This window comes from Marinifilum sp. RC60d5 (assembly GCF_052400665.1).
Taxonomy (GTDB): domain Bacteria; phylum Bacteroidota; class Bacteroidia; order Bacteroidales; family Marinifilaceae; genus JBQTGK01.
The window spans coordinates 125,096-149,469 of the sequence record NZ_JBQTGK010000006.1; the positions used below are offsets into that span (position 1 = coordinate 125,096).

Sequence of the window (24,374 nt, forward strand, 5' to 3'; positions counted from 1 at the left end):
AGCCATACTTTTCCGTATGGCTCTAAATTGTTATATCGCAACTCCTATTAATGTTGCAGGAGTACAATTGATTGCTTTTACTTGAACAAAATCTCCCGTTTTATAATCTTTTCTTGGAAATACAATTACTTTGTTTTGTGAAGTTCTTCCATACAATTCTAAATCGGATTTTTTCGAAACGCCTTCAACTAAAACTTCAAATACTTTTCCAATATCACGCTTATTACTTTCGTGTGACAACTGGCTTTGAAGATTAATCATCTCGGTAAGGCGTGCACTTTTAACCTCTTCAGGGATATTATCTTTAAGGTGTTTGTAAGCATAAGTTCCAGGACGTTCGGAGTACTTAAACATGTAAGATAAGTCGTATTTAGCCCATTTCATAAGATCAAGTGTCTGTTGAAAATCTTCATCGCTTTCGTTGTGAAATCCAACAAAAATATCAGAAGAAATACCGCATCCGGGAATAATAGTACGAATTGCAGTAATCCTGTCCATGTACCACTCACGAGTATATTTACGGCGCATATTTTTTAATACTTCATTACTTCCCGACTGAACTGGCAGATGAATGTATTTGCAGATGTTATGATGTTTTGCAATAACCCGTAAGGTGTCGTCACTCATATCTTTTGGGTTTGAGGTTGCAAAACGAACTCTCATATTAGGTTCTGCCTTGGCAACCATCTCTAAAAGTTCTGGAAAGTTGGTTTCTGATTCAGCATTTTTAAAACTGAAAGAATTAACATTTTGGCCCAATAAAGTTACTTCTTTGTATCCTTTTTCAGCTAAATCTCTAACTTCTTTTAAAATACTTTCCGGATTTCTGCTTCTTTCCCGTCCTCGTGTGTAAGGAACAATACAATACGTACAGAAATTGTTGCAGCCACGCATTATGGATACAAAACCTGAAATTGCAGTTTCATCAATTCTGGTAGGACAAATATCCTTATATGTTTCGGTTAAAGAAAGTTCTACATTAATAGCTTTCTCACCTGATTCTGCCTTTTTAACAAGCATAGGAAGATCCATATATGCATCTGGGCCAACCACAATGTCAACGTTTTTTTCCTGCTCGAAAAGTTTATCTCCTAATCGTTCGGCCATGCATCCAATAACTCCGACTAAAAGTTTAGGATTCTTCTTTTTTAATTTTCCAAAGCCCTGCACTCGTCCTCTAACTCTCTGTTCTGCATTTTCGCGAACCGAACAAGTGTTTACAAGAATAACGTCTGCATCTTCTCTTGTTTTGGTAACTTCAAAACCATCATGTTGCATTATTGCAGCAACAACTTCACTATCTGCTACGTTCATTTGACAGCCATAGGTCTCTAAAAACAGTTTTTTGTTGATCTCGCTCATTCTGACTTCTTTATTTAAAATTTCATGCAAAGTTATATTATCTCGATAGATTGGCAAGATAAAGTTGGGTGATTTATAATGTGATAACTGATTATTGGTTTTATTCTATGAAGGAGAGAGGTTTCTGATCCAATAAAATCGGAATTATTAGGATATTAATTCGTAAATTTAGTAATGGAGAAGCTTCATATACTTCCAATTGTATTTTGCTTAGATTGGATTTAAAATACTGTTTGTTGCTAAAGAAATTTGTGTATTTTTATCCCGCAATTAGAACTTTTGAAAAGGTGTTGATTTTGAGTGGGCTAAGAAATTAAATCTCTCTCGGTTACCTGTTTTGTTTATGTAAATTCAATAATGGGAACTGTTTTTAAGGTACAGATTAACTGAAAAACTAAACAACATGAAACGTATTTTGGTTCCCGTAGATTTTTCCGGTGATTCCTTAATGGCCTTGAAATTTGCTATTAATTTGGCTAATAAACTTGGTACGCACCTTAGAATGATACACGTTAAAAAATCCGAAAAATTTGAAATACCATTTCATTTTGAGGAATTAAAAGACGAAATTATTCATACAATTCAGGAGTATTTAGATAAGTTAATAGAGCTTCATTCGCCTACTTATGTAGTAGAGAATGGAGTTTTCGATTTTAAAATAAGAAAGGGAAGTGTATATCGCGAGATTGTAAATCAGGCAAAATATGGCGATTCTTACCTTATTGTAATGGGAGCTTACGGAGCTTCGGGTTTTGAGGAATTTTTTATTGGGAGTAATGCTTTTAAGGTGGTAAGTAATGCACCTTGTCCGGTAATTACAATTCGCAAGGATTTTAAAGCTAGTATGATAAAGCAAATTGTTATGCCTATTGATGCTAGTAACGAAACCCGAAAGAAAATTCCTTATGTGTGTGAACTGGCAAAAAAATGTAATGCCAGGGTTCATATTTTGGGAGTACATGAATCTGCAGATGCTGCCATTGAAGGAAAAGTTGAACATTATATGAGTCAGGCAGAAGCTTATTTAAGAGAGGCTGGTATAGATGTGGTAAAAGAATTGAGGAGAGGAGAGAATAATACTTTTACTTCTATAGATTATGCAAGAGAAGTAAAAGCTGATACAATTGCCATAATGATAGAGCAGGCTGAAACAGGTTTTAATATGTTTTTTGGTTCTTATGCTCAGCAAATGGTGAATAATTCAGAGATACCAATTCTTTCGGTTCCGAATTAAATAATAAAATATTTGAATTGTATTTATGTAAATGCAATCAGAAATTAAATCATATAAAGAATGCAGTATTTAAAGTTTTTAATAGTTTTTGTATTAATACTAACTGGAGTAAAAATAAAGGCTCAAGATATTAGTAAGTATGAGAATTCTGATGACTCCTTGGGCCTTGTCAATATATTTCAGGATGAGAGAGTGAAGGAACTTTTAAAAACCGATAGTATCATAAACTCTAAGCAGCAAAGTTTCTCGGGTTATAGAATTCAGATATTTTTGGGCGGAAGTACCGATAAAGAAAAAGCTTTTGAAATTAAAAAAGAATTTAAAGAGCTATTTCCACAGGAAAGAGCTTATGTTGTTTATACAGCTCCCGATTTTAGAGTGCGTGTAGGTAATTTTAGGAGTAAATTGGAGTGCATAGAATTGTACAAGGCTTGTTTGGATTTTTTTCCTAATTGTTATCCGGTAAAAACCGAAATTATGTTTTCGGATTTAGTTCCTGTTAAAGAAGAGGCCGAAGAGTTAATTGTAGATGAAAATATAGAGTAGCAAAACATACTAAATAACCATTTAAGAAGTAAATAATGAGTGACCAGTTAAAGCATGAGTGCGGAATAGCAATGGTTCGATTGCTAAAACCTCTCGAATACTATCAGGAGAAATATGGATCCTGGAGATATGGTATTCAAAAACTCTATTTGTTGATGGAAAAACAACACAATAGAGGACAGGAAGGAGCGGGAGCTGTTGGATTGAAATTAGATATGCCTCCAGGGCATAAATATATTCATCGTCATCGTTCATGTAGTGACCAGCCAATTAAGGAAGTTTTTGATGGAGTATATAGTGAACTGGCTGCAGCTGAAGCAAAATATCCTGATAAATTTAACGATCCGGTTTGGGCAAAAGAAAATTTGCCATTTGCAGGAGAATTGTATTTGGGGCATTTAAGATATGGTACTTTCGGACGAAACAGTATTGATTTTGTACATCCGGTTATGAGAGAAAATAACTGGAAATCTAGAAATTTAGTTTTAGCAGGTAATTTTAATCTAACTAATGTTGATGAGCTTTTTGATTTGTTGGTAGGATTAGGCCAGCATCCAAAAGATTACACAGATACTGTAACAATACTTGAAAAGGTAGGCCATTACTTAGATGAAGAAAACCAGATGTTGTTTCGTCAGTATAAAAATGATGGTTATTCAAATCAGGAAATTTCTCCTCAAATTGAGAAAAATATAGACATACAACAAGTTCTTTCGAATGCTAGTAGAGATTGGGATGGAGGATATGCCATTGCTGGAATGTTCGGACATGGCGATTCTTTTGTAATGAGAGATCCTTGGGGAATTCGTCCGGCATACTATTATCAGGACGATGAAATTGTTGTTGTTGCTTCGGAAAGGCCGGTTATTCAAACTGCTTTAAATGTTAGAGCGAATACAATTAAAGAAATTACTCCTGGAAATGCGGTTATTGTTCGTAAAGATGGAGAGGTTGCTGAAGTGCCTGTGAGAGTTGCACAAAAAAGAAGATCATGTTCCTTCGAGAGAATCTATTTTTCTAGAGGTAGCGATAAAGATATTTATAAGGAAAGAAAGAAGCTGGGACAATTATTAACTCCCGCAATTCTCGATTCTGTAGATAATGATATGAAAAATACTGTGTTTTCATTTATTCCAAATACGGCCGAAACAGCTTTTTATGGTATGATGGAGGGTGTTCGTCATCAGTTAACAGAATGGAAAAAACAGCAAGTTCATGATTTAAATGGTAGTTGGACCGAAGAGAAACTTCAGGAGATTATTTCTGTTGAACCTCGGGTTGAGAAAATTGCCATAAAAGATGTGAAATTGAGAACATTTATTACCAACGACGAAGGTCGAGATGATTTAGTTGGGCATGTTTATGATGTTACTTATGGAATTGTAAAAAATCAGAAAGATAATCTGGTTGTGATCGATGATTCTATTGTTAGGGGTACAACATTGAAGCAAAGTATTCTTCGAATCTTAGATCGTTTGCACCCTAAGAAAATTGTAATTGTATCTTCAGCTCCTCAAATTCGTTATCCCGATTGTTATGGTATTGATATGACAAGAATGGGGGAATTTATTGCTTTTAATGCTGCCATCGCTCTTCTTAAAGATCGTGGAATGGAGAATGTTATTGAGGAAACCTATAAGAAATGTAAATCTCAGGAAAATTTACCTAAAGAAGAGGTGGTGAATTATGTAAAAGAGATATATAAGCCATTTACGGCAGAAGAGATATCAGATAAAATTGCAGTTTTGTTAACTCCAGATCAAATGGATGCTGAAGTAAGAATTGTTTATCAATCTGTTGAAAATCTTCATCTTGCTTGTCCCGAAAATAATGGAGACTGGTATTTTACCGGAAAATATCCAACTCCAGGTGGAAATAAAGTGGTAAATACATCATTTATTAATTATGTTGAAGGAAATGATAAAAGAGCTTACTAAATAAGTTCTTTATGGAAATAAAAAAACCGCTTCAGTAATGAAGCGGTTTTTTGTATTTGAGAATGTAATTTATTTCTTTTTAAAAATATTCAAATTTGGTTTTTTTGGGAGTTTAATATTTAAAAATGAAAGATAGGAAGAAGTATATCTATCAATTTTTTTATCATAAACATCTCTAATTGTAATCATTATTCCTGTTTCTTCCACATCTCCAAAATGAGTATTTACAGCAGTACCAAAGCATTTCATTGTAGGTGAAAGTCCCATGTATGCGTTAATAAGTGGTGGAATATTCTCACCATTTCTACGAACATTATGAGATAGTACTTTGTAATTTTCATCAAATGTGTTATAACAAAAATCTTTAGCTAGCTTTTCTTCGTCCATATTTGTTTCAAGAGGAGTTGTTGGAGTAGCTAATTTATCAGGATCGTTGAACATTTTATTCATAAAATATAGAATGTGATTACGGGCATCTCTATTGTAATCAGGATACATGGTAACCTTACCAAAGAAATATTTAATTTCAGGGTAATCAATAATTAGTGATCCAAGTCCGTCCCAAAGGTTATCTAAGGCATATAAGCTTTTTCTTCCTTTTTTTATGGATTGATAATCTGGTTGTACAAACGACCTTCCCAGTTCGATTGTGTGTGGCAGGTAGTTTTTTCTAAAATCATCAGAAAAATTAAAAAGTCTCGAAGTTGCTAAGTAAGTATTGCCATTTTCATCAACCGGTGCTTCTGAGCAAAGAATATATCTGTAACCCCCAAGTATTTCTTTCGATTTTGGATCCCAGACAATAAGTTGGTGGTATGGTTTTTCATCGGTGTCGAACTTATCGATATCAATTTCTTTTCCTGTTCCTCCTCCTGCTTTTCGGAAGGTAATTTCTCTCAATCGTCCAACTTCTTTCATTAAAGCAGGAGAGTCGTGATGAGTGAAACAATAGATTTCATTAGACCCCTTGTTGGTCTTGCGTACAAATCTTTCTTCCGTCAACTCTTTCTCAAGTTCCTCTCGTGGTACAGGGGGTATGATTTCTTTCATCGGTAATGTTGTTAAATTCCTAAACGAGGATAATTAAATTTTTGGTTTTATAGTTGGCTTAATTAGTTAATTCAAAGAATATTAATTATTTTTAATAGAATAGTTATTTAATTTTAATAATTAGTATCTTATTTATTGATCAGCCAATTTATAGGTTTTTCTTTTTATTTTCTCTGCCCATTTATCATACGGCATGCTTCTGTCAAATGTTTGGTAAGAGATCGGTTTTCCTATTCTAATGGTAAAAGTTTTACCTCTTTGCTTGAATAGTTCATTGGACAAATATAACATTTCCAAATTAGTTTTTAAACCCAGAAACTTTCTCAAATTTGCTAAATTGTAGAAAAAGTTAGAATTTCTCCCGTCTATATGAATTGGAACGATATCTCGTTTGTGTTTTATCGATTTAACGATAAAGCTTTTTTTCCAAGATAAATCCTCAATTTTTCCTTCTTGTTTTCGCGAAACAAGACCTGCCGGAAAGGTTAAGATTGTTGCATCCGATTGGTATGCATTCTCAAGCATTTTAGCAGCTTCTTTTGCTTGACCTCCATGTTTATTTATGGGTATAAATACGTCAGAAAGATTTTTGATATTCATTAAAATATCATTTACTAAAAATTTTATTTTCCCAAATTCTTTTCCAAAAATACTAATTAAAATAATGCCATCAGGTCCACCTAAAGGATGGTTGGATGCAAATAAGTATCTGCCGTTTTCTTCAATATTTTCCAGGCCTTCAATTTTAAACTTAATGTCAAGTTCTGCTAATACACTATCGGCAAATTCAATTCCTTTTTTTTGATAATTTCTAGATAAAAAATCGTTAAGTTCTTCCTGATGAATTATTCGTTTTAAATATCGAATAATGAATCCGGGAAGTAAGTTTGCCATTTTTTCGCTTTTGCTGGCTATAACTTTTTCAATATCAATTTTTAGATAATTATTTGAATTGTTTTTTTGCATAAAAATCGGAAGTAATGTTTTTTGGTTAGCAAATATCGCAAAATTCTTGGTTTGTTGTTCAAAAAATACGCCCTTAATGAAACATATTGAGGAATAAATACTTGGATTGGAGATGAAAAGTTATTAACAATAGTATAAAAGTGGGGTAAAGTGGTTGAAAGTGGGTAAATTTTTCTCTAATTTTACAAATGTAAATCAATTTTTTTAATGGTAACATTTATAGGCGATTATCAATGTAAATTGGATGCGAAAGGTCGAATTCTGCTGCCTTCTGCATTTCGGAAACTTCTAAATGATGGTTCTGAAGGTCGCTGTGTGCTTAGAAAAAACCTATATGAAAAATGTCTTGATCTGTATCCTATAACGGAATGGGAAAGGCAAACAAAAATGGTTCGGTCTAAATTAAATCCATTTAATAAAAAGCATGCTGGATTTATGAGGGAGTTTTTTAGAGGAACTGCTGAGGTGCAAATTGATGGAAATGGTCGTATTCTTATACCAAAGAAATTTTTCGATTTTGCTTGTTTCAATAAGGAAATAAGCTTGGCTGGACAAGATGGCAAAATAGAAATTTGGGATGCTTCTACCTATGAGAAATCAGCTTGGAGTCAGGATGGGTTTAGTGAATTGGCTGATGAGATTTTAGGCGGTGAGATTAATTCTGAATAAATATTTGTTATTGTAGAGAGGAGTGTTTTTCTCTTAGTCTGAATTTTAAAAGTGTAAAAAAATATTATAATGAGCGAATATCATATACCGGTTTTATTAGGAGAAAGCATTGAAGGCTTAAATATTAATCCCGAAGGTATCTATGTAGATTTAACTTTTGGTGGAGGAGGACACTCGCGGGAGATTTTAAAGCACTTAACTACTGGAAAATTGATAGGCTTCGATCAGGATGAAGATGCTGAGGCTAATGTGCCGGATGATGAAAGGTTTATTTTTGTGCGTCATAATTTTAGATACTTTAAGAATTTTCTGAAATACTTGGGATTTCCTAAAGTTGATGGGATATTAGCAGATTTGGGCGTTTCTTCTCATGAATTTGATGTGGCAGAGCGTGGTTTCTCATTCCGTTTCGATGGAGATTTAGATATGAGAATGAATCAGACTTCTGAGTTTACAGCGGCCGATTTGTTAAATGATTATGCCGTTGAGGATCTTTATAAGATTCTGAAAATGTATGGAGAGGTAAAAAATCCAGGCAAGTTAGTTAAGTTGATAGATGCTTACCGAAAAGAAAATTCGTTTAAAACTATACAGCAATTTAAAGAGGTAATTGCTCCTTGTACTCCGAAGTTTAAAGAACATAAGTATTTAGCTCAGGTTTTTCAGGCTTTAAGAATTGAGGTAAACAAAGAAATGGATGTTTTAAAAGAAATGTTGGCTCAGTGTGCTGATGTATTAAAACCTGAAGGTCGTCTGGTGGTAATTACCTATCACTCTTTGGAAGATAGATTGGTGAAAAACTATATTCGTGATGGGAAATTTGAAGGTGGCGCTGAAAAAGATTTCTTCGGAAATGTGCAAACACCATTATTAAGTGTGAACCGAAAAGTGATATTACCTGCAGAAAAAGAAATCGAATTAAATGGCAGGGCAAGGAGTGCTAAGCTAAGAATTGCTAAACCTAATTTGAGATAAGAATGTTTTGGCTCAAAAAGAAATATAACGATTTTGTAACTCCTAATCAGGAACAGAAAGAAATTTCTAATGGTTCGTTTAAGGACTTTATTGATGGGAGTTTTCTTACAAAAACGGTAGTTGTTCATCAATTGCCTTTTGTTTTATTTGTAGTCGTACTGGGGATTCTTTATATCAGTAATAGATATACTTCCGAGAAGGTTTATAGAGATATGATTAAGCTTGAAAAAGAACTGAAAGATTTAAGATTTGAATCTATTACAACAGCATCTGATCTTATGTATATGAGTAAGCAGTCGGAGGTAGTGAAAAGAGTTAAACGAGATGGTCTGGATTTGATAGAATCAACAGAGCCTCCAATTAAAATATATTTAGAGAAATAGTGCCGATAAAAAAAGACATAGTATGGCGAGTGGGCTTAATTTACACATCAGTAATGCTGTTTGCAGTGTTGGTGATTGGTAAAGTTGTGTATTTGCAATTGTTCGAAGGCGATAAGTGGAGAGCTAAAGCTGAGAAAGTTTCTAAACGAGATGTAATTGCCTATGCCAATAGGGGTGATATCTGTGCGGAAGATGGTCGTTTGTTGGCTAGTTCGCTTCCTTATTATCAATTAAGAATGGATTTTAGAGCTTCAGGTTTAAGTGATAAGGTTTTTAGGTCGAAAGTGGATTCTTTGGCAATGTGTTTGTCCCATTTTTTTAAAGATAGATCGGTTAGTGCGTACAAAAGAAAACTAATGAATGCTAAATATAAAACAGAGAAAAATCGTTATGTTTTAATTAATCGCCGAAAAGTAAATTATAACGAGCTAAAGGTTCTAAAAACCTTTCCTTTATTTCGATTAGGAAAAAATAAAGGGGGATTAATTTGTGAACAAGAGAATAAAAGAATCCAACCGCATATAAATTTAGCCACAAGAACGATTGGTTACCTTAATAAAGAAGCAAATAACGAACTGATAGGGAAAGTTGGATTAGAAGGTGCTTTTGAAAGTGAGTTAAAAGGGGTAGATGGTGTTAGTGTAATGCAGAAGATGTCGGGGCGCTGGTTGCCGGTAACTTCTGTAGAACCAAAGGATGGTAACGATCTGATCACCACAATAAATGTCGATTATCAGGATGTTGCAGAATCAGCACTTCATCAGCAATTGATAAAATACAATGCCGATCATGGTTCTGCTATTTTAATGGAAGTTAAAACCGGAGCGATTAAGGCAATTGCAAATTTAGGTTACGATAAAAAGAAGAAAATCTATAGGGAAATATATAATTATGCCATTGCCGAAACAACCGAGCCAGGTTCTACATTTAAATTAGCATCGATAATGGCATTGTTAGAAGATGGGTATGTGGGACCAATGGATTCTATAGATACGGGGAATGGAGTGTATAAGTACCATAATGAAAAAATGCGTGATTCCCATATTGGTGGATATGGGAAATTGTCAGTTCAAGAGGTTTTTGAGAAATCTTCAAATATTGGAGTTTCACGATTGATTTACGAGCATTACAATAATAAGAAAAAATCATTTATTAACAGGTTATATGACTTTAGATTAAATGAATCACTAGGTATAGATATTAAAGGAGAAGGGACTCCAAATATAAAATATCCTAATGATCCGAATTGGTCGGGGGTTTCTTTACCATGGATGTCGATAGGATATGAGGTAGAACAAACCCCTCTGCAAACATTAACTTTTTACAATGCTGTTGCAAATGGTGGACGAATGATGAAGCCTAAATTTGTAAAGGAAATTCGTTACCATGGCGATGTGGTAAGAGAATTTGATAATGAAGTTTTAAAATCAAAAATATGTTCGGGAGAAACACTCGATAGAGTTCAAAGTATGCTTGAGGGGGTTGTGTTAAGAGGAACAGCACGAAATCTGAGGAATTCAAATTATAAAATTGCCGGAAAAACTGGTACTGCGCAAATTGCAGATAAGAATAAAGGATATGCAAATAAGATTTATCAGGCGTCTTTTGTGGGGTATTTCCCAGCCGACAATCCTATGTATTCATGTATTGTTGTAATTAACAGGCCTAATAAAACCAAGGGGTTTTATGGTAATCAAGTGGCTGGTCCGGTTTTTAAAACCATTGCCGATAAGGTTTATGCAATGAGTTATTCCATGCATCCCGAAAAAAAAGAGGAAGAGAAGGAAGAGGCATTGGTTCCGGTATCCTTAAACGGCAATAAGAATGATTTAGATCTTGTGTTTAATGATTTGGATATTAACGTTACAAATGAGGATATCAAATCGGAATGGGTGATTACATCCAGAAAGGATTCAGTAATCGAATATAAATACCGAAGGGTAAAGAATGCTTTGGTTCCCAATGTTAAGGGAATGGGTGTTCAGGATGCATTATATATCCTCGAGAATGCAGGTTTAAAAGTTAGGGTAAGAGGTGTAGGATCTGTTGCAAAACAGTCCCTTCAGCCCGGATCTTATTATAAAAGAGGAGATAGAATAATTATAGATTTATCTTAAAAGAGGAGTATGAATTTAAACGAACTTTTCGATACAATAAAAATTCAAAGCCTTAAAGGGGATAGAAATGTTGAGGTAAATGGCCTTCATTTTGATTCGCGAAAGGTGCAGGAAGGAGATTTATTTGTTGCCTGTCGTGGTACTATTAGCGATGGACATAAATATATTGAATCTGTTGTAGATAAAGGTGCTAAAGTTGTAGTTTGTGAAGAGCTACCGCAAGTGAGCAATGCTGAAACAACTTATATTGTTGTTGAAGATTCTTTAGCTACTCTTTCTCAATTGGCACATAATTATTATGGAAAACCAAGTGAGAATATTCAGTTGGTAGGGGTTACCGGTACTAATGGGAAAACAACGATTGCAAGTTTATTATACAAATTATTTAAAAAGTTAGGGTATAAAACGGGTTTATTATCAACGGTTTGTAATTATGTTGATAACGATAAAATTAAGGCAACACATACAACACCAGATCCATTGCAGTTAAATTGTTTACTTTCTCAAATGGTAGAGGAAGGTTGCGAATATTGTTTTATGGAAGTAAGTTCTCACGCAATTGATCAAAAACGTGTTGGGGCTCTTAATTTTAAAGGTGGAATATTTACAAACATTAGCCACGATCATTTAGATTATCATAAAACATTTGATAATTACCTGAAAGTAAAAAAAGCATTCTTCGATAATTTGGGGAAAAAATCTTTTGCATTAACAAATGCCGATGATAAAAATGGCAAGTTTATGCTTCAGAATACAAAAGCTCATAAATTGTTGTACTCGACACGCTCATTTGCCGATTTTCGTTGCCGGATATTGGAAAAACATTTTTCAGGTATGCTATTGGAAATGGACGAAGTTGAAACCTGGACTAACTTTATTGGTGACTTTAATGCTCATAATTTAATAGCGGTTTATGGCGCTGCCAGATTATTAAACCAATCTAAGGATGAAGTATTAACAGGTATCAGCGAACTAAAATCGGTAGATGGAAGATTCGAAAGCATTATTTCTAAAGAAGGAATAATGGCAATTGTTGATTACGCACACACACCTGATGCATTAAAAAATGTTTTGGAATCTATCGAAGCTTTGCGTACTCGAAATGAACAAGTCATAACAGTTGTTGGTGCAGGCGGCGATCGGGATAAAACAAAACGACCACTAATGGCTAAAATTAGTGCCGAATTAAGCGATAAACTAATTCTCACATCAGATAATCCACGATCAGAAGATCCAAACCAGATTATTATTGATATGAAAGAAGGTGTTGATGCAAGTAATCAGAGAAAAGTATTGGCAATTACCGATAGAAAAGAAGCCATTAGAACAGCATGTATGCTGGCGCAAAAAAATGATATTATCCTGGTGGCGGGTAAAGGTCACGAAGATTATCAGGAAATAAAAGGAGTTAAGCATCATTTTGATGATAAAGAAGTAATACAAGAAATTTTTAAGCTGTAGCTATGTTTTATTATTTATTTAGGTATTTAAACCAATTAGATTTTCCGGGAGCCGGAATGTTCGATTACATTTCATTTCGTGCCGCTTTGGCCATAATGGTGTCATTATTTATTGCTACGGTTTTTGGTAAGAGAATTATTCAATTGTTGCAAAAACAACAAATTGGAGAAATAGTTCGCGACTTGGGATTGGAAGGACAATTAGAGAAGAAAGGAACTCCGACTATGGGAGGAATCATTATCATAGTTGCAATTTTAATTCCTGTTTTACTGTTCGCAAAACTGGATAATACTTATATTATTTTAATGATTATTACCACAGTTTGGTTGGGATTAATAGGATTTATCGATGATTACATAAAAGTATTTAAAAAAGACAAAGAAGGTCTTAAAGGTAAGTTTAAAGTAGCAGGACAGATAGGTTTAGGCCTAATTGTTGGGCTTACTTTATACATGAGCGATGATGTAGTGGTTAGAGAAAAAGCAGATATAGATGAGCTAGGTGTTAGAACAGAATTAGTAGATGAAGGTTTTTCGTCGGAACAACCCGGAGCTACTCGTTTAACTACCGATGTTAAATCGACAAAAACAACCATTCCTTTTTTTAAAAATAATGAGTTCGATTATGAGTATCTGGTAAGTTTCGCCGGAGAATATACTCCTTTACTGGCTTGGCTGGTATTTATTATTATTACCATATTTATTGTTACCGCAGTTTCTAATGGTGCTAATATTACCGATGGATTAGATGGTTTGGCTACAGGTTCATCAGCAATAATTGGAGCTACTCTTGGAATTTTGGCTTACGTTTCGGGACACGTAGTTTATGCCGATTACCTAAATATCATGTACATTCCTAATTCTGGAGAACTGGTAATTTTTATTGCAGCCTTTATTGGTTCTACCATTGGTTTTATGTGGTATAATTCCTATCCTGCTCAAGTATTTATGGGCGATACAGGGAGTCTTTCTTTGGGTGGAATTATTGCTGTTTTTGCTATTATTATTCACAAAGAACTCTTAATTCCAATTTTGTGTGGAATTTTTCTTGTAGAGAATATTTCGGTAATGATGCAGGTCTCGTGGTTTAAATATACCCGTAAAAAATATGGAGAAGGCCGAAGAATATTTAAAATGGCACCATTGCATCATCATTATCAAATGAAAGGTTATCCCGAACCAAAAATTGTAACTCGTTTTTGGATTATAGGAATTTTCCTTGCCGTGATTACAATTGTAACCTTAAAGATTAGGTAATAAATTAAAGTAGGTAAAAGGGATTATTATACATTAATAATAAGTATTTAGAATTGAAAAAGAGAATTGTCATACTAGGAGCAGGTGAGAGTGGTGTTGGAGCGGCAGTTTTGGCTCAGGCAAAAGGATTCGAAGTTTTTGTTTCTGATTTTGGAGAAATAAATGCAAAATATAAAAAAGCTCTTGCCGATTATAAAATCGATTATGAGGAAAAGCAGCATAGCGAAGATTTAATATTATCGGTAAACGAAGTTATTAAAAGTCCGGGCATACCCGATACAGCTCCTTTAATTGTAAAGCTGAAGGAACAAAAAACTTCTGTTATTTCAGAAATTGAGTTCGCTGGAAGATACACAAATGCAAAAATGATTTGCATTACCGGAAGCAATGGAAAAACTACAACAACATTAATGTTGTATCACATGTTGCAAAAAGCTGGCTTTAATGTAGGTTTGGCTGGCAATGTTGGAAACAGTTTGGCTTGGCAGGTAGCCGAGGAAAATTTTAGCCACTATGTGGTCGAGTTAAGTAGCTTTCAGCTCGATGGTATGTACGATTTTAAGGCTGATATTGCAATGTTATTAAATATTACTCCCGATCATTTAGATCGGTACGAATATAAAATGAAAAACTATGTAGATTCTAAATTTCGTATTGCACAAAACCTTACCGAAAGTGATGCTTTTGTGTATTGTAGCGATGATGAAATCATTAGTAATGAAATAAAGAATCTAAACTCTAGAGCTCAATTGTTACCCTTTTCGATTAAAAAAGAGTTGAAAACAGGGGGCTGGATTGAGGATGATGAAATTAAAATACAATGTAACGAATATAACTTTTCAATGGATAAAAAGGATTTGTCATTACCAGGAATACATAATGTATATAACTCTTTGGCATCGGGAATAGCAGGCAATGTGCTTCGCATTAGAAAAGAAACTATTCGCGAAAGTTTAAGCGATTTTCAAGGGGTAGATCACCGATTAGAGAAAGTTGTGAAAGTTCGAGGAATTCAGTTTATCAACGATTCTAAGGCTACAAATATTAATTCAACTTGGTATGCATTAGAAAGCATGGAAGAGCCTGTTGTGTGGATTGTAGGTGGAATTGATAAAGGAAACGATTATTCGGTTTTACTTGATTTGGTAAGAGAAAAAGTGAAAGGCATTGTTTGTCTGGGGATTGATAATGAAAAAATTCATAAGGCTTTCGATGGAAAAGTTGATCTAATTGTCGAGGCTAAATCAATGAGTCAAGCCGTTAAATTATCCTACGAAATTGCCAATAAAGATGATATTGTACTTCTATCACCGGCTTGTGCTAGTTTTGATTTATTTAAATCGTATGAAGATAGAGGCTGCCAGTTTAAAGAAGAAGTAAGAAATCTGTAAACCGATCGTTTTATGGCGAAATATATGAAATTAGCATGGGATTGGATTAAAAATCCAAGTGTAAAGGGTGATAAGGTGATATGGATAGTTATCTTGTTATTGTCTCTTACGTCCTTGCTGGTGGTATATAGTTCTACCGGAACCTTAGCATATAAGGTGAGAGGAGGAAACACATCATATTTTTTATTTAAACAATTACGGTTGTTAGCCATGTGTTTTTGCATAATGTATGTTGTGCACAGAATTCCCTATCGGTTCTATTCTATGTTTGCAAATTTAACCCTTGTTGTGTCTGTCGGTTTATTAATACTGGCCAAATTGGTTGGAACAAACCTTAATGACGCTTCCCGCTGGATTACCATACCTGGGATTGGGTTTAATTTTCAACCTTCAGAATTGGCTAAGCTTGCTTTAATATTGCATGTTTCAAGAACATTGTCACGATATCAAGGCAAAGAAGGATGCAGGAATGAAGCAATTCTTCATTTGATAATCCCAATTTTGGTAGTTTGTGGTCTTATTTTCCTTGATGATTTTTCTACTTCATTGTTATTGGGAGGGATCTGTTATTTACTTATGTTTATAGGAAGAGTTGCGAAAAAATATATGATTGGCTCTGTAGCAATAGTTGTTATTGTTCTGGTTCTTTTAATTGCAGCAGCGCCATTATTGCCAAGTGTAGGTAGAATTCAAACGGTGCGAAGTCGTATAGAAAACTTTTTTGGCGACGAAAAAGATATAAAAGATGGTCAGAATTATCAGGTAGTTCAAGCAAAAATAGCTGTTGTTGCAGGAGGTATTATAGGTAAAGGTCCGGGTAATAGTACACAAAGAAATTTTTTACCTCATCCATATTCCGATTTTATTTATGCCATAATTCTCGAAGAATTAGGTTGGTCAGGAGGTTTTGGTATCTTAATTCTGTATTTGTTTTTGCTTTATCGGGGAGGATTAATTGTTAGGAAATGCAGCAGAACATTTCCTGCATTTTTGGTTATTGGTTTAACGCTTAGTATCGTTTTTCAGGCATTAACAAATATGGCAGTGTCGGTAAATCTTATTCCTGTAACCGGGCAACCATTGCCTTTGGTAAGTATGGGAGGAACATCTTTAGTTTTTACAAGTGCAGCTCTGGGTATGATTTTAAGTATTAGCGATTGGGCAAATAAGGAAGAAATGAAATTAAATGAAGAAGAAAATTAAAATAATAGTCAGTGGTGGTGGTACTGGTGGACACATTTATCCGGCCATATCAATTGCGAATGCTTTAAAACAAAAGCATAGTAATTGCGAGATTCTTTTTGTGGGTGCCGAAGGGAAAATGGAAATGGAAAAAGTGCCTGCCGCAGGATATGATATTGTGGGATTACCTATTCGTGGATTGCAGAGAAGCTTTTCAAAAGAAAATTTAAAGTTTTTTTCTCGTTTGTTAAAAAGTATATGGAAAGCAAAAGCAATAGTAAAGGGATTTAAACCCGATGCGGTTGTTGGTGTTGGTGGATATGCAAGCGGACCATTATTGCGTGTTGCTACAAAATTAGGAGTGCCGGCATTAATTCAGGAGCAAAATTCTTATGCTGGTATCACAAATAAATTGCTGGCCAAAAAAGCAAAAAAAATATGTGTGGCCTACGAAGGAATGGATCGCTTTTTTCCAAAAAATAAAATTATTTTAACAGGAAATCCTGTCCGAAAAGATTTAATGGAAATTGAGTCGAAGAAAGACGAAGCTATTCAATATTTTGAATTAGACCCAAATAAGAAAACCATTCTAATTGTAGGGGGTAGTCTTGGTGCTCGCACAATTAATAATAGTCTTCTTAAATCATTAGATGCAGTTTCGCAATCTAATGTTCAGTTTATCTGGCAAACAGGTAAGTTTTATATCGATAAAGTTAATGAGGAGATGAAAAATTGGGATCTTCCCAACTTAAAAGTTCATGCTTTTTTAAGCAGAATGGATTTGGCTTATGCTGCTGCTGATATTGTAATATCAAGAGCTGGTGCTGGTACCATTTCTGAACTTTGTTTGGTTTCAAAACCAAGTATTCTGGTTCCTTCTCCTAATGTTTCGGAAGATCATCAAACTAAAAATGCATTGGCTTTGGTTAATAAAGAAGCCGCAATGCTTGTAAAAGATATTGAGGCAGAGCAAAAATTAATACCAGAGGCTTTGTCTTTAATTAAAAATGAAGAAAAGTTAAATCGCTTATCGGTTAATTGTAAACAGCTTGCAAAACCGAATGCAGCCGATGATATAGCAGAACAAATTCTTGCAATGATTTAAAATATGCAGATTAAAGATTTTAAAAATATTTATTTTATTGGAATCGGAGGAATCGGAATGAGTGCCATTGCGCGCTATTTTAATTCTATTGAAAAGAATGTGTTTGGATACGACAGAACATCAACTATGCTTACTACTGAATTGATGAACGAAGGTATTAGAATAACTTTTGAGGAGGATTTAAATAGTATTCCTGTAGGTTTTAGAAATAAGGAGAATACCTTGGTGGTTTACACTCCTGCTATTTCTATGAATCATGAGCAGCTGTCATATTTTAGGAAGAATGGTTTTCATATTATGAAGCGTTCTCAGGTTTTGGGTCTGCTTTCGGATAATTTAAATGGAATAGGTATTGCTGGAACGCATGGTAAAACTACGGTTTCGACCATTACAGCCCATATTTTTAAATCATCGAAGCTAGGATGTAGTGCCTTTTTAGGAGGAATTTCTCAAAACTATAATTCTAATTTACTGTTATCAAAAAATAGTCCATGGGTAATACTAGAGGCCGATGAATTTGATAGATCATTTTTACAATTGCATCCTCAAATTGCTCTTGTTACCTCTATGGATGCAGACCATTTAGATATTTATGGTGACAAATTCGAACTGGAGAAAAGTTTTCGAGAGTTTGTGAATCAAATTAAAGAAAATGGAATTTTAGTGCATAAAAGAGGTCTTAATTTACAAGCTAAAGGAGTAAAAACTTACTCTTATGCTTTAGAGGAAAAGGCTGATTTTTATGCGGAAAATTTAAAACTCGTCGAAGGGTTTTATGAATTCGATTTGGTTTATCCCCAGGGAATAATTAAATCATTGCGTTTTTCTTATCCTGGAAAAATAAATGTTGAAAATTCAATTGCAGCATGTAGTGTTGCATTATTATGTGGTGTATCTGAGAATGAAATTAGAAAGGCTCTTGCCGAATTTAAAGGGGTTCGAAGAAGATTCGACTATCAAATAAAAGAGGAAAATATTATTTTTATTGATGATTATGCTCATCATCCGAAAGAGCTTAGAGAAAGTATTTCGTCGGTTAGAGCAATTTATCCTCTAAAGAAAATTACAGGAATTTTTCAACCTCATTTGTATACGCGAACGCGCGATTTTGCCAATGAATTTGCTGATAGTTTAAATTTATTAGACGAGGTAATTCTACTGGATATTTATCCAGCAAGAGAACTTCCATTAGAAGGTATTGATTCTTCTATAATACTTAAAAATATTACAGTTCCGGCGCAATTGTGTACAAAACAGAAGTTGTTGGATTTGATACAGGAAAGTGAATTAGAAGTAGTGTTAACTTTAGGAGCTGGAGATATAGATAAATTGGTTGAACCGATAAAAATGATGCTAACAGAAAAAAAATAGAATGCTAAAAAAAATTGCAGCCATATTAGTTTGGGTATTCATAATAGGATACTTGTTCGTGAGTTTTTCTTTCGTTAGCGATAAGAAGGAGAAGCTAAACTCTAGTACCATAAAAGTACGGATTGAGGACAGTCTGCAAGGTGGTTTTGTTAGTCATTTAGATGTAGAGAAAATTGTAAATAAACAATATCCTAGTTGGAAGGGTGAATCAATTCTAAAAATAAATAAAGAGGTTTTGGAAGAAAGGATTAATAAAATTCCTTACGTTAAAAAATCAGAAGTTTACAATACGCTTTCCGGAAAACTAGTTATTGAAATTAATCAGCGAAAGCCAATTGCACGAATTTTAAAAGGGAATGGATATTATATTGATCAGGAAGGACAGAAAATGCCATTATCATCTAGGTTTACGTCAAGGGTTTTGGTTGTTTCGGGGGCAGTAAATGATGCATTGATAAAAGAAGAGCTTTTTGAGTTAGTAAAATTTATTACAAATGATGAATTTTGGAAGTCACAAATAACTCAGGTTCATGTGACAAATTCAAAAGAGTATGTTTTAGTTCCACGTGTTGGTAATCATAAAATAGAACTTGGAAGCATAGAGGATTATCAGGAGAAATTTAAAAATCTTTATGCTTTGTATTCCAATGGTTTCTCGAAAACCGGTTGGAATAAATACAGTAAAATTAGCCTGAAGTACAATAATCAAGTGGTTTGTACCAAAAAGAATTAGAATGATAGGGAAGAATAATTCAATAGCTGCGATTGATATAGGGACAACAAAAATTGTTGCCATATTGGGAGAGCTGGCATCTGATGGGAAACTGAAAATTCTTGGAATGGAACGTACCGTTTCTAAAGGTGTAAAGCGTGGAGTAATTCATGATATAAACCTGACTATTGAAGGAATTCAAGAAGTTGTTGCTCGCTTAAAAGCAAAAACAAATAAAGAAATTACGACGGTTTATGTTGGAATTGCAGGTCAGCATATTCGTATAGTTAAAGAAAGAAAGTTTAAATATATTGAGAATTCTATTGGGGAAATTACCAAAGAAGATGTCGAAAGTATTACGAGCGAAAATTATAAACATCCGGTTGAGATAGGAGAACAAATTTTACATGTTATTCCTCAGGAATTTGTTGTCGATAAAGAAATTGGTATTAAAAAACCAGTGGGTATGGCTGGCCGTAGAATTGATGGTAAGTTTAATATTATTATTGGGCGAACAGCATCGGCACAAAATATAAAAAAATGTGTTCAGGCTGTTGGATTAGAGGTGGAAGAACTGGTATTGGAACCTTTGGCTTCTTCTTTGGCTGTTTTAAGTAAAGAAGAAAAAGATGCCGGTGTTGTTTTGGTTGATATAGGAGGAGGGACTACCGATGTAACAGTTTATTTGGATGGAGTTTTAAAACATGCTTCGGTATTTCCTTTTGGGGGTGATAATGTAACCAAAGATATAAAAGAAGCCTGTTCAGTGCTATTAAAACAAGCCGAAGGATTAAAAGTTCAATTTGGAGAAGCTTTGGCAGAAATGACTCCTGCAGACAAAGTGGTAACTATTCCTGCAAGTGGAGGATGGAATGAAAAGAATATTTCTTTTAAATTCTTAGCTGAGATTATTCAATGCAGGATGGAAGAAATTATCGATTCTGTAAAATTTGAAATCGAATCAACAGGATTAAGAGATAAAATTGGAGCCGGAATTGTTTTAACCGGAGGAGGATCACTTCTCGAAAATCTCGATAAATTAACCTCTCAAAGAGTAGGTTTAGATGTAAGAATTGGCTATCCCAAAGGATCTGAAAAAATTGTTTTAGATGAAAACCTGGAGCATCCAATGTATTCAACTTCAGTGGGTTTGTTGTTAAAAGGTTTGGGTAGGCCAAAACCAAAAATAGAAAAAACTGACGAACCTGCAAAACAAAAAGGTGGAAGAGGATTTAGATCAATTCTTGGATCATTATTTGACTAAGATAAGATGGATATATAAAAACAAAGATTGAGTAACCCTAAAACTGTGATATCATGATTGACGAATTATTACCGGTTGATTTTGAACCAAAAGAAAAGTCCATTATAAAAGTAATTGGAGTTGGTGGAGGTGGCGGAAATGCTGTTAACCACATGTTGAAAGAAGGAATTACAGGGGTTGATTTTGTAATTTGTAATACCGATGCACAAGCTCTCGATAATAGTCCTGTTCCCATAAAGGTGCAGTTAGGAAAATCATTAACTGAAGGTAGAGGAGCTGGGAATAAACCTGAAAGAGGAAGAGAATCGGCCATTGAAAGCTTAGACGATATTAATAAAGTACTAAGCGAGAAAACAAAAATGGTTTTTGTAACTGCAGGAATGGGTGGAGGTACCGGTACAGGTGCCGCTCCAGTAATTGCCGAAGCTGCAAGAGATCAGGATGTACTTACCGTTGGAATTGTTACCATACCTTTTCGATTTGAGGGAAACAAGCGTATTAAACAGGCCATAGAAGGGATAGAAAATTTAGAAAAACATGTTGATGCTCTTTTGATTATTAACAATGAGAAGCTTCGTTTAATGTACGGAGATTTAAAATTGTCTGATGCCTTTGCTCAAGCCGATAGTGTTTTGTCGGTAGCTGCTAAAAGTATCGCAGAAATTATAACTGTTCATGGATATGTAAACGTCGATTTTGCCGATGTTGAAACTGTAATGAGAAATAGTGGTGTTGCTGTTATGGGATCTGCTTCGGCTTCTGGAGCCGATCGTTCTATTCGTGCAATAGAAGAGGCGCTAAATTCCCCTTTATTAAATAGTAATAATATTATAGGAGCCAGAAATATTCTTTTAAATATTATTTCCGGAGACGAAGAGGTAACCATGCAGGAGGTAGGTCAAATTACCGATTATGTGCACGATGTTGTTGGAGATGATGTGAGCGTAATATGGGGAAATGGATATAGTCCTAAAATGGGAGATGAATTAAGTGTTACTATTATTGCAACAGGGTTTTCAGAAAATCCAATTCCTGAATTAATGTTCGAACCTCGCAAAGTAGATAAATCAAAGTTGGAATTAATCATTGAAAATCCGGCTGAAAAGGAAGAGAAAATTGCAGCGAAGCGAAAAGAAGAAATAGAGCGTCGTGAAGAATTAATGCGCAAAAGAACAGTACAGGAAACAGAAAAAAGACAGCATTCTTCTGAAGAAAGTCGGGAATCGGTTACCAAACCAGCTTATACTGGAAATCAGGAAGAAGAGCATGATGAGCAGGAGGAAGAAAGCATTAATGGTTGGTTTAAAGGGAAGTTTACAAAAATTTTTGATAATAAAGATACACCCATGTAAGGGAGTGTGAATTTAAGGGATAAATAAATGAATGAGGATTTAATGGATTTTAGTCTTACCGAGAATGAAGCATCTATTATTAAAGTAATTGGTGTTGGCGGTGGAGGTGGAAACGCTGTGAATTATATGTATCAAAAAGGCATCAAGGATGTGGATTTTGTAATCTGTAATACTGATGCTCAGGCTTTGGAAAATAGCCAGATACCTGTTAAAATTCAATTGGGAGAATCTCTGACAGAGGGTCGTGGAGCTGGTAATAAGCCTGAACGAGGTGCACAATCAGCCATCGAAAACCTTGAAGATGTTAATGCAGTCCTTGCCGATAATACAAAAATGGTTTTTATTACTGCTGGGATGGGGGGTGGTACAGGTACTGGAGCTGCTCCGGTTATTGCCAAAGCTGCTAAGGAAGCAGGTATATTAACGGTCGGTATTGTAACTATTCCATTTCGTTTTGAGGGACGAATACGCTTAGATCAGGCTTTTGAAGGTATTAATAAACTAAAAGAGAACGTAGACTCCCTTTTGGTGATAAATAACGAAAAATTATCTGAAATATATGGCGATTTAAAATTATCGACAGCTTTCTCTAAAGCTGATGATGTATTGGCAACTGCAGCTAAAGGGATAGCTGAAATTATAACTTTACATGGTTATATAAACGTCGATTTTGAAGATGTTAAAACCGTTATGACCGATAGTGGTGTCGCTGTAATGGGATCGGCAAGCGCCGAAGGAGAAGACCGTGCAGTTACTGCTATTCGTGAAGCTCTAACATCGCCGCTGCTTAATAGCAACGATGTTAGAGGAGCCCGAAATATATTGCTTAATATTAGTTCGGGTAACGAGGAGGTAACCATGGATGAGGTGGGCCAGATTACTGATTATGTGCAGGAAGCTGTTGGAGATAGTGCTTCAATTATTTGGGGTACCGGACAAGATGCTGAATTGGGCGATAAAGTATGTGTTACAATTATTGCCACAGGTTTTGAGAATGGTGGAATAACCGAAGGTGCTACTAAAACAAAAACTTTTCATGGCACACGTGGTGCTAGTTCTGCTTCTAAGCAAACAAAAATTAAGTTAGAGGAAGAAGCCGATTCGCCTGAAGAGAAGAAAGTAATTCTTACTACCCTTAAGGATTCTGAGATTGACGAAATAGATAGTATACCTGCCTACAAGCGAAAGCAGAAGAATTTGGAAGAAAAACAGTATCATTCGGGCAATGTAATCAAATTTACATTAGATGATGAATAGGAAATTGTTTATCGTAATATAAATGAGTTTATTAGAATAACACTGTTTGTTGATAACTCACAGCGATTGAAATATTAAAGATTAAATTATGAGCTTATTAGAACAAATTAATGCAGACATTAAATCTGCAATGAAATCAAAGGAGAAAGATAAACTTCAGGCAATACGTTCTGTAAAATCGGCTTTTCTACTTGAAATGACCAAAACAGGAGCTTCGGAACTCGAAGATGCTGTTGGTATAAAGATTGTTCAAAAGTTAGTAAAGCAGCGTAAAGATGCCGCAGATACTTATAAAAGTGGAGGCCGTGAAGATTTGGCTGAGAAAGAATTATTGGAAATGGGATTTTTACAAGTGTATCTTCCTGCTCAAATGAGCGATGAGGAACTTACCGTAGCTGTACAGCAAATTATTACAGATACCGGCGCTTCATCAATGAAGGAAATGGGGAAGGTAATGGGAATTGCTACCAAACAATTATCGGGTAAGGCCGATGGAAAAGCTGTTGCTGATAAAGTAAAAGCTTTATTGGCCTAATAATTTTAGACCGAATAATATTTTGGGAGTTGCACATTGTGTAACTCTTTTTTTTACTTGGTATATTGCTATTTTATCTAAGAAATAGGTTATTAATGATTCCAAAAATTAAAACCATAACAAGCTGTACTTAAACAGCTAAATTCAGCATACTATCCAATAAATTAGAGCAAGTAGTATCCCATAAAGTGTGTAAGTAAAGTTATTCTGATTTTTTCGGAGCCTTTTTCTAGCTCAAGAAAAAAATTG

General features: G+C 34.6%; 21 protein-coding genes. 18 read left to right on the forward strand and 3 right to left on the reverse strand.

The genetic code is table 11. From position 1 onward, the window contains the following. Positions 1–30: 30 nt before the first annotated feature. Positions 31–1,362, reverse strand: a complete 1,332-nt coding sequence (gene miaB / locus ACT3CE_RS14165) for a tRNA (N6-isopentenyl adenosine(37)-C2)-methylthiotransferase MiaB (RefSeq protein WP_444710421.1) — start codon at positions 1,360–1,362, stop codon at positions 31–33. Between the two features lie 403 nt (positions 1,363–1,765). Here miaB and ACT3CE_RS14170 point away from each other — a divergent pair, with 403 nt between their 5' ends. From ACT3CE_RS14170 to ACT3CE_RS14180, 3 genes are read left to right on the forward strand one after another with little or no spacing between them, the layout of a single operon-like run. Next, the gene (locus ACT3CE_RS14170; protein ID WP_444710422.1) at positions 1,766–2,596 is read left to right on the forward strand and encodes a universal stress protein; all 831 of its coding nucleotides are present in this window, start codon (positions 1,766–1,768) and stop codon (positions 2,594–2,596) included. Between the two features lie 60 nt (positions 2,597–2,656). Then, positions 2,657–3,142 carry a hypothetical protein gene (locus ACT3CE_RS14175; RefSeq protein ID WP_444710423.1) on the forward strand — a complete coding sequence of 162 codons (486 nt, stop codon included), beginning with the start codon at positions 2,657–2,659 and terminating at the stop codon, positions 3,140–3,142. A gap of 35 nt (positions 3,143–3,177) precedes the next feature. Then, positions 3,178–5,079 (forward strand): amidophosphoribosyltransferase, encoded by a 1,902-nt coding sequence (locus ACT3CE_RS14180; RefSeq protein ID WP_444710424.1) that lies wholly within the window; start codon positions 3,178–3,180, stop codon positions 5,077–5,079. Positions 5,080–5,148: 69 nt separating this feature from the next. Here ACT3CE_RS14180 and ACT3CE_RS14185 read toward each other — a convergent pair whose 3' ends face one another. Then, positions 5,149–6,129 carry a GNAT family N-acetyltransferase gene (locus ACT3CE_RS14185; RefSeq protein WP_444710425.1) on the reverse strand — a complete coding sequence of 327 codons (981 nt, stop codon included), beginning with the start codon at positions 6,127–6,129 and terminating at the stop codon, positions 5,149–5,151. 132 nt (positions 6,130–6,261) lie between these two features. Further along, positions 6,262–7,095, reverse strand: a complete 834-nt coding sequence (locus ACT3CE_RS14190) for a 1-acyl-sn-glycerol-3-phosphate acyltransferase (RefSeq protein ID WP_444710426.1) — start codon at positions 7,093–7,095, stop codon at positions 6,262–6,264. 207 nt (positions 7,096–7,302) lie between these two features. On the opposite strand from ACT3CE_RS14190, the gene mraZ reads away from it, so the two are divergent. The 15 genes from mraZ to ACT3CE_RS14265 all read left to right on the forward strand — a co-directional run bounded on the left by mraZ (position 7,303) and on the right by ACT3CE_RS14265 (position 24,125). Continuing rightward, positions 7,303–7,764 (forward strand): division/cell wall cluster transcriptional repressor MraZ, encoded by a 462-nt coding sequence (mraZ, locus tag ACT3CE_RS14195; protein ID WP_444710427.1) that lies wholly within the window; start codon positions 7,303–7,305, stop codon positions 7,762–7,764. 69 nt (positions 7,765–7,833) lie between these two features. Continuing rightward, positions 7,834–8,739: a 16S rRNA (cytosine(1402)-N(4))-methyltransferase RsmH gene (gene rsmH / locus ACT3CE_RS14200; protein WP_444710428.1), complete on the forward strand. Its 906-nt coding sequence runs from the start codon at positions 7,834–7,836 to the stop codon at positions 8,737–8,739. A gap of 2 nt (positions 8,740–8,741) precedes the next feature. After that, a complete protein-coding gene (locus tag ACT3CE_RS14205) occupies positions 8,742–9,122 on the forward strand; it encodes an FtsL-like putative cell division protein (protein WP_444710429.1) in 381 nt (126 codons plus the stop codon). A 53-nt stretch (positions 9,123–9,175) separates the two neighbouring features. Then, entirely contained in the window at positions 9,176–11,239 is a 2,064-nt protein-coding gene (locus tag ACT3CE_RS14210; protein ID WP_444710430.1) for a penicillin-binding protein, read from the forward strand. Between the two features lie 9 nt (positions 11,240–11,248). Further along, a complete protein-coding gene (locus ACT3CE_RS14215) occupies positions 11,249–12,700 on the forward strand; it encodes a UDP-N-acetylmuramoyl-L-alanyl-D-glutamate--2,6-diaminopimelate ligase (protein ID WP_444710431.1) in 1,452 nt (483 codons plus the stop codon). Positions 12,701–12,702: 2 nt separating this feature from the next. Continuing rightward, positions 12,703–13,956, forward strand: a complete 1,254-nt coding sequence (gene mraY, locus ACT3CE_RS14220) for a phospho-N-acetylmuramoyl-pentapeptide-transferase (RefSeq protein WP_444710432.1) — start codon at positions 12,703–12,705, stop codon at positions 13,954–13,956. Between the two features lie 53 nt (positions 13,957–14,009). Further along, positions 14,010–15,347, forward strand: a complete 1,338-nt coding sequence (murD, locus tag ACT3CE_RS14225; RefSeq protein ID WP_444710433.1) for a UDP-N-acetylmuramoyl-L-alanine--D-glutamate ligase — start codon at positions 14,010–14,012, stop codon at positions 15,345–15,347. Positions 15,348–15,359: 12 nt separating this feature from the next. Continuing rightward, on the forward strand, positions 15,360–16,550 hold the full coding sequence (locus tag ACT3CE_RS14230) for an FtsW/RodA/SpoVE family cell cycle protein (RefSeq protein WP_444710434.1): 1,191 nt from the start codon (positions 15,360–15,362) through the stop codon (positions 16,548–16,550). Beyond that, on the forward strand, positions 16,534–17,634 hold the full coding sequence (murG, locus tag ACT3CE_RS14235; RefSeq protein WP_444710435.1) for an undecaprenyldiphospho-muramoylpentapeptide beta-N-acetylglucosaminyltransferase: 1,101 nt from the start codon (positions 16,534–16,536) through the stop codon (positions 17,632–17,634). The genes ACT3CE_RS14230 and murG overlap by 17 nt, the downstream gene beginning before the upstream one ends. A 3-nt stretch (positions 17,635–17,637) precedes the next feature. After that, positions 17,638–19,005, forward strand: coding sequence for a UDP-N-acetylmuramate--L-alanine ligase (gene murC, locus ACT3CE_RS14240; protein WP_444710436.1), 1,368 nt, complete (start codon positions 17,638–17,640; stop codon positions 19,003–19,005). A gap of 1 nt (position 19,006) precedes the next feature. Next, a complete protein-coding gene (locus ACT3CE_RS14245; protein WP_444710437.1) occupies positions 19,007–19,738 on the forward strand; it encodes a cell division protein FtsQ/DivIB in 732 nt (243 codons plus the stop codon). 1 nt (position 19,739) lies between these two features. Further along, complete coding sequence (gene ftsA, locus ACT3CE_RS14250; protein WP_444710438.1) at positions 19,740–20,981, forward strand: cell division protein FtsA; 1,242 nt, start codon at positions 19,740–19,742, stop codon at positions 20,979–20,981. A gap of 53 nt (positions 20,982–21,034) precedes the next feature. Beyond that, a complete protein-coding gene (ftsZ, locus tag ACT3CE_RS14255; RefSeq protein ID WP_444710439.1) occupies positions 21,035–22,333 on the forward strand; it encodes a cell division protein FtsZ in 1,299 nt (432 codons plus the stop codon). Positions 22,334–22,360: 27 nt separating this feature from the next. Then, positions 22,361–23,590, forward strand: a complete 1,230-nt coding sequence (ftsZ, locus tag ACT3CE_RS14260) for a cell division protein FtsZ (protein ID WP_444710440.1) — start codon at positions 22,361–22,363, stop codon at positions 23,588–23,590. Between the two features lie 88 nt (positions 23,591–23,678). Continuing rightward, positions 23,679–24,125 carry a GatB/YqeY domain-containing protein gene (locus ACT3CE_RS14265; protein WP_444710441.1) on the forward strand — a complete coding sequence of 149 codons (447 nt, stop codon included), beginning with the start codon at positions 23,679–23,681 and terminating at the stop codon, positions 24,123–24,125. The last annotated feature ends 249 nt before the right edge of the window (positions 24,126–24,374 follow it).